The following is a 5,217-nucleotide window of genomic DNA, read 5'->3' on the forward strand; positions in this document are numbered from 1 at the left end:
TGAAATAATTTAGCTAAAAGTAAACTATCCTTTCCTCCTGATACTCCAATAGCTATCTTATCTCCATCTTCAATTAACTTAAAATCCTTTACTGCCTTTGTAAATTTAGACCATATTTTTTTTCTGTATGTTGTTCTTATTGAATCTTGAACCATCTCTTTTTTTGTTTCAAACACTTTTTCTGACATCTCTCCTCCATATATACAATATATATTTTGTATAAATTATATCATGTTTATAAAAAAAGTAACAAACAAAAAATTTTTTATGATATAATTAATCATAACAAACAACTAAGAGGTGTTTAAATTATGACTAAAATAGAGAGAAGTGTCCTTGATTTTTTAATTGGAGGAATGGTTTATAGTGATGGAGCTATTATGAAAAACTTAGGAATTAATGATGAAGAACTTAACAATATATATACATCTCTAAATAACCAAGGTTATTTAGAAAGTTATGAGGATTTTTTAAAACACAATCCTGAATATTCTGAAAAAGAGGGAGGATGTTGTTCTTCTAAAGAAAATACAAGTTGTTCTGGTTCTTGTGGGGGATGTTCTTCTAAGGGAGGTTGTCCTTCTAAAGATGATGATATGGACTACTCTAAAATTAAAGTTTTAACTGAAAAAGCTTTTATATTTACATATTAAAAAGGTGATTAAAAAATCACCTTTTTATTTTTACTATTAATTGTGATATTACTAAAAATATCACTGAGACCAAAATCACTTCTAAATTCATCTTATTATTTTTTATTGTAATTAATAATCCAATTATAAAAATAGTATAGTATAAAATTAGATGTTTTTTTAATACATTGCATATAAATTCTAAAATCATATTTAATTTATTCATATAATGCACCCCCACTGCATTATACTATATTTTTTCTTCTTTCCTAATATTGACTTTGATTTTTCATAGGTATATAATTTAAAGATACTTAAATTTTAAAGGAGCTATATATGATTAAAAAAACAAACTATATTAAAGGTGGATATAATTGTGCTGAAACTATCATCCATGCTTATAATAAAAATCATGGAACTGAAATTCCTGTTTCTCTTGGTAGTGGAATGGGCGGCGGTGCTACTGTTGGTAGTTTATGCGGAGCTATAAATGCCTCTCTTATTATTATTGGTATGACTAAAGGTAGATCTTTACCAACTGATGAGAATAAAGCTAAAGAAATTTCCAATGCTTTATTAAAAAAAATTAAAGAACACTACGGTTCTGAACTTTGTATAGATCTTAAAAAATCTGGTGTTTCTTGCTCTGATATTGTTGAATTTACATATAGTGAACTTGAAAAATTAATATAAGAAAATCCATTTAATTATGGATTTTCTTATATATATATTGAGGCCTTCCTACATTTCCATATGTTATACTTCCCTCAATTATATCTATCTCTTCTAAATAATCTAAATATTTTTTTATAGTTACATTACTAACTCCCATCAAATCACATGCCTCTTTAATTCCAAACACATCTTTAAACTCTTTCTCTAGTAACAATATTAAATTTTCAAATGTTTTCTCATTTAATCCTTTTGGTAATTCTAATTTTAAATTTTTTTCATCTAATACATATATTTTATCTAACTCTTTTTGAGTTATTTTTTTATCATTAAAAATTTTATTTCTGTTAGAAATCTTAGTAATAGCCTCTTTAAATCTATCAAAATCAAATGGTTTTATTAGATAATCTACACTTCCAAGAGAAAATGCTTTCTTTATATCTTCAGAATCATTTGCAGATGTAATCATTATTACATCTACATTATATCCTCTCACTCTAATCTCTTTTAATATATCAAGTCCATTTTCTCCCATTAAAAAAACATCTAACAAAATCAAATCAATTTTTTCTTTTTTTAAATACTCTAATGTTTCAAAAAAATTCACTGGATTTCCTACTACTTCATATCCTTTTATTTTAGATAAATACTCTATATTTATCATTGCAACCATTGGGTCATCTTCTACAACAAGAACTCTTTTCATTATTACTTCTCCATTTTTATTTTAATTTTTTTATGATCATTGAACTGCTCTATTTTAATAGAACCATTATACAAACCAACTTTTTCTTTAATTAAAAATAATCCAACTCCTCTATGTTTTCCTTTAGTTGAAAATCCATAATCAAATATCCTATTTAAATTTTCTTCATTTATTTTCATTCCATTATCTTCAACTTCAATTTCAAAGAAAAATTCTGTTTCTACTATTTTTACTTTAATTTGTTTTTCTACTTCTAAATTATTTTCGAAAGAATCTATTGAATTTTCAATTAAATTTCCTAAAATTGTAGTAATGTCTACTGTTAAATGATTTTTTCTAGTTTCCTCTACAATACTTTCCTCGTCAATTTCAAAAATTATTTTCCTCTCTTTAGCAACACCATCTTTTCCAAGTAACATTGCTTTTATAAAAGTATTCTTTATATTCTTATATTTTTTAAAATCATATTGATTTAATTCTTGTAGGTCTAGTATATATTTTTTCACCATATCTATTTTCCCCAAATTAATCAACCCTAATATAACATGTAATCTATTTTTAAACTCATGAATATTTGCTCGCATTCCCTCTACTAACTGATCAATTCCTGTTATCTCTTTTAAATATTTTTCAACATCTTCCCTTTTTTTTATTAAAATTAACATTCCAAAATATTTATCTAAATCATATATAGGAAGTATTTTTATATAAAATCTCTCTCCATTTATAATAGCCTCTACATTTTTTATCATATTATTTTTATTTCCTATATATTTCTTTAACTTTTTTAATACCATATCTGTTGTTAACATCTTATATTTATTTTCAAATACACTATTTAATTTAACAATTTCATTTCTTGTATTAAGAGCAATTAATCCAGATTCTAAATTATCTATAATCAGTTTTTCCTCACTATAAAGTCTTCCTATCTCCTCGGGCTCTAATCCAAATAAGTTCTTTTTCATATCTTTTTGAAATTTTCTTCCTAACCCAGTTGTTAAAGATATTGTAATTAAAAATAATCCTACGTACATAAACATTGTTTTTTTATTATTTTTCAAAATATTTTCATAATATTTTCCCACCATAACAAAACCTATTATACTCTTATCATTATAAACTGGTTCATATCTTCTAAAAGTTATCCCCATAGATCCTTTCATTTTAGAGTAATATCCCTCTCCAAATTTTATTTTATCCCATAAAACTGGATTTACAAATTTATGTCCTATTTGACTTTTATCCAAATGAGAATATTTCCTTCCATTCATATCTACAACTACAATTATATCTGCATCTCTACATATTTTTATATATTTTTCAACAACATTTTCAATATCTCCATTTAAATCCTTATCTGTCAAATTCTTTCTTACAACATTGTTCTTTGCTATTAGTTTTGCAATTTCTATTAAATTTTTTTCAATATTATTATTTAGATTTTTTATTTCACTATTTAAAAATATTCCATAAGATAATAGTAATGGCAAAAATGCAATTATCCCTATCCAAACTCTAATTTTATTTTTTATTTTCATATTAACCATACCTTTATTTTCCCTATTTTTTTCTAATAAAAAAGAGAGCCTAAACTCTCTTTAAATATATTATAACTCATTTTCACAATTTTTACATTTTAAAAATTCATCTAAATTGTCATATGATACCTCTATCATATTTGTCAAAGCTTCATCTGTATATGACCCAATATGAGGCGTTACTAAAACTCTTGGATATAGAGATAATAATTTTTCTACTTTTCCATCTATCTCTTTTCCTCTCATATCTTTAAAGAAAAACTCTTTTTCATTTGAAAATACATCTGTTCCAAAACCTGAAATTTTTCCATTTTCAATTCCTTTAATAATTGCATTAACATCTTGAAGTTCCCCTCTTGCTGTATTTATTATTACAACTTTATCTTTTGCTTTTTCAATAAATTCACTATTTATTAATTTATCATTTTCACCTTTTATATATGGACAATGAATTGAAATTATATCAGAAGTTTTTAATAGTTCATCTAATGAAACATACTCTAAAATTTCTTTTGCTAACTCATTTTCATATACATCATATGCTAAAACTTTCGAACCTAATCCCTTAAATAGTTTAGCTGTTGTAAATCCAATTTTTCCAGTTCCTATAACTCCAACTGTTAAATTTCTAATTTCTGGACTAAACATATACTCATCCACTAAGAAGTTTTTTTCTCTACTTCTTTCAGCCATGTATGCACCTTTTCTAACTAGATTCATAGCAAATGTTATTACTAATTCTGATATAGCATTTGGAGAGTATTTAGGAACTCTTGCTACTTTAAATCCTAACTCTTTAGCTATATCTAAATCTATATGATTATATCCTACAGTTCTTGTTAATAAATATTTTACTCCATAATTTTTCATTTTTTCTAAGTTTTCTTTATTAGCTGGACAATTTGCACGTAACATTACTCCTTCATGCCCTTTTATAAGATCTATATTTTTATCATTTAGTAACTCTTCAACTAATGTTAATTCATAATTATATTTATTTAACTTCTCAAAAAACTCTTTCTCTACTTTTCTAACTCCATAACATATAAGTTTCATTTTATACTCCTTTTAATTAAATATATTTAATGTTTTTAAAATTTCTAAAACTACAATCCAAAGTGGCATACAGATAACACTAAATACTGTTGATAATAGTGAACAATTTGATGTCATAAGAGCTTCTTTATCAAATTTTATTGAATATGCTGCTGCTACTGTTGCTGTTGGTGTTGCCATCATTATAACTACTGTTGCTAACCCGACAAAAGAAACTGGTAATATTTTTGTTACTGTTAAAATATATAATACAACTATATTTATTGCTGGAACTACTATAACTTTTATTAAACTGTATATCCAAGATTCTGTTGAAGAAAAAGCCTCTTTTAATGATATATCAGCTAATTTAGCTCCTATTGATATCCAAGCTAATGGTGAACAAAGGGCTGCTAAGTAAGTCATTGGTTTAAATAACCAAAAAGCTGTTTTATCTATTCTTAAAAATGCATAACTTTTATCTCCTATATGAACTTGAGGAAGTGATGACTGGAAAACCCAAACAAACATTCCTAAAAAAGTAGCAATTACTATTGGATTCATAAACATCTGTTTTATATTTTTCAGATCGGAAGAGCGTCGTGTAGGGAAAGAGTGTACGTCCTGGTGT

At 25.2% G+C, this 5,217-nt stretch carries 6 protein-coding genes and 1 pseudogene; 2 read left to right on the forward strand and 5 right to left on the reverse strand.

The window, feature by feature from the left end; genetic code table 11:
* Positions 1 to 221 (reverse strand): annotated as a pseudogene (locus Q0V09_RS07260) (tRNA 2-thiocytidine biosynthesis protein TtcA); the annotation flags it as partial.
* A gap of 90 nt (positions 222 to 311) precedes the next feature.
* Between Q0V09_RS07260 and Q0V09_RS07265 the strand changes: the two are divergent.
* Positions 312 to 653, forward strand: a complete 342-nt coding sequence (locus Q0V09_RS07265) for a hypothetical protein (protein WP_297408035.1) — start codon at positions 312 to 314, stop codon at positions 651 to 653.
* A 16-nt stretch (positions 654 to 669) separates the two neighbouring features.
* Here the strand turns inward: Q0V09_RS07265 and Q0V09_RS07270 are convergent, their stop codons facing one another.
* Positions 670 to 858 carry a hypothetical protein gene (locus tag Q0V09_RS07270; RefSeq protein WP_297408033.1) on the reverse strand — a complete coding sequence of 63 codons (189 nt, stop codon included), beginning with the start codon at positions 856 to 858 and terminating at the stop codon, positions 670 to 672.
* A gap of 110 nt (positions 859 to 968) precedes the next feature.
* Between Q0V09_RS07270 and Q0V09_RS07275 the strand changes: the two genes are divergently transcribed.
* The gene (locus Q0V09_RS07275) at positions 969 to 1,325 is read left to right on the forward strand and encodes a C-GCAxxG-C-C family (seleno)protein (protein ID WP_297408031.1); all 357 of its coding nucleotides are present in this window, start codon (positions 969 to 971) and stop codon (positions 1,323 to 1,325) included.
* A gap of 10 nt (positions 1,326 to 1,335) precedes the next feature.
* On the opposite strand, the gene Q0V09_RS07280 is transcribed toward Q0V09_RS07275, so the two are convergent.
* From Q0V09_RS07280 to Q0V09_RS07290, 3 genes are read right to left on the reverse strand one after another with little or no spacing between them, the layout of a single operon-like run.
* The gene (locus tag Q0V09_RS07280; RefSeq protein ID WP_297408029.1) at positions 1,336 to 2,010 is read right to left on the reverse strand and encodes a response regulator; all 675 of its coding nucleotides are present in this window, start codon (positions 2,008 to 2,010) and stop codon (positions 1,336 to 1,338) included.
* A 2-nt stretch (positions 2,011 to 2,012) separates the two neighbouring features.
* Positions 2,013 to 3,560 (reverse strand): ATP-binding protein, encoded by a 1,548-nt coding sequence (locus tag Q0V09_RS07285; protein WP_297488003.1) that lies wholly within the window; start codon positions 3,558 to 3,560, stop codon positions 2,013 to 2,015.
* 60 nt (positions 3,561 to 3,620) lie between these two features.
* Complete coding sequence (locus tag Q0V09_RS07290; protein ID WP_297488006.1) at positions 3,621 to 4,607, reverse strand: 2-hydroxyacid dehydrogenase; 987 nt, start codon at positions 4,605 to 4,607, stop codon at positions 3,621 to 3,623.
* Positions 4,608 to 5,217: the final 610 nt, after the last annotated feature.

The sequence above is a fragment of the uncultured Cetobacterium sp. genome (assembly GCF_947039425.1).
GTDB lineage: Bacteria > Fusobacteriota > Fusobacteriia > Fusobacteriales > Fusobacteriaceae > Cetobacterium_A.

What these genes read in the sequence shown, in the direction of transcription:
- Q0V09_RS07265 (WP_297408035.1), top strand. Translation starts at nt 312, where the DNA reads ATGACTAAAATAGAGAGAAGTGTCCTTGATTTTTTAATTGGAGGAATG.
- Q0V09_RS07270 (WP_297408033.1), bottom strand. Translation starts at nt 858, where the DNA reads ATGAATAAATTAAATATGATTTTAGAATTTATATGCAATGTATTAAAA.
- Q0V09_RS07275 (WP_297408031.1), top strand. Translation starts at nt 969, where the DNA reads ATGATTAAAAAAACAAACTATATTAAAGGTGGATATAATTGTGCTGAA.
- Q0V09_RS07280 (WP_297408029.1), bottom strand. Translation starts at nt 2,010, where the DNA reads ATGAAAAGAGTTCTTGTTGTAGAAGATGACCCAATGGTTGCAATGATA.
- Q0V09_RS07285 (WP_297488003.1), bottom strand. Translation starts at nt 3,560, where the DNA reads ATGGTTAATATGAAAATAAAAAATAAAATTAGAGTTTGGATAGGGATA.
- Q0V09_RS07290 (WP_297488006.1), bottom strand. Translation starts at nt 4,607, where the DNA reads ATGAAACTTATATGTTATGGAGTTAGAAAAGTAGAGAAAGAGTTTTTT.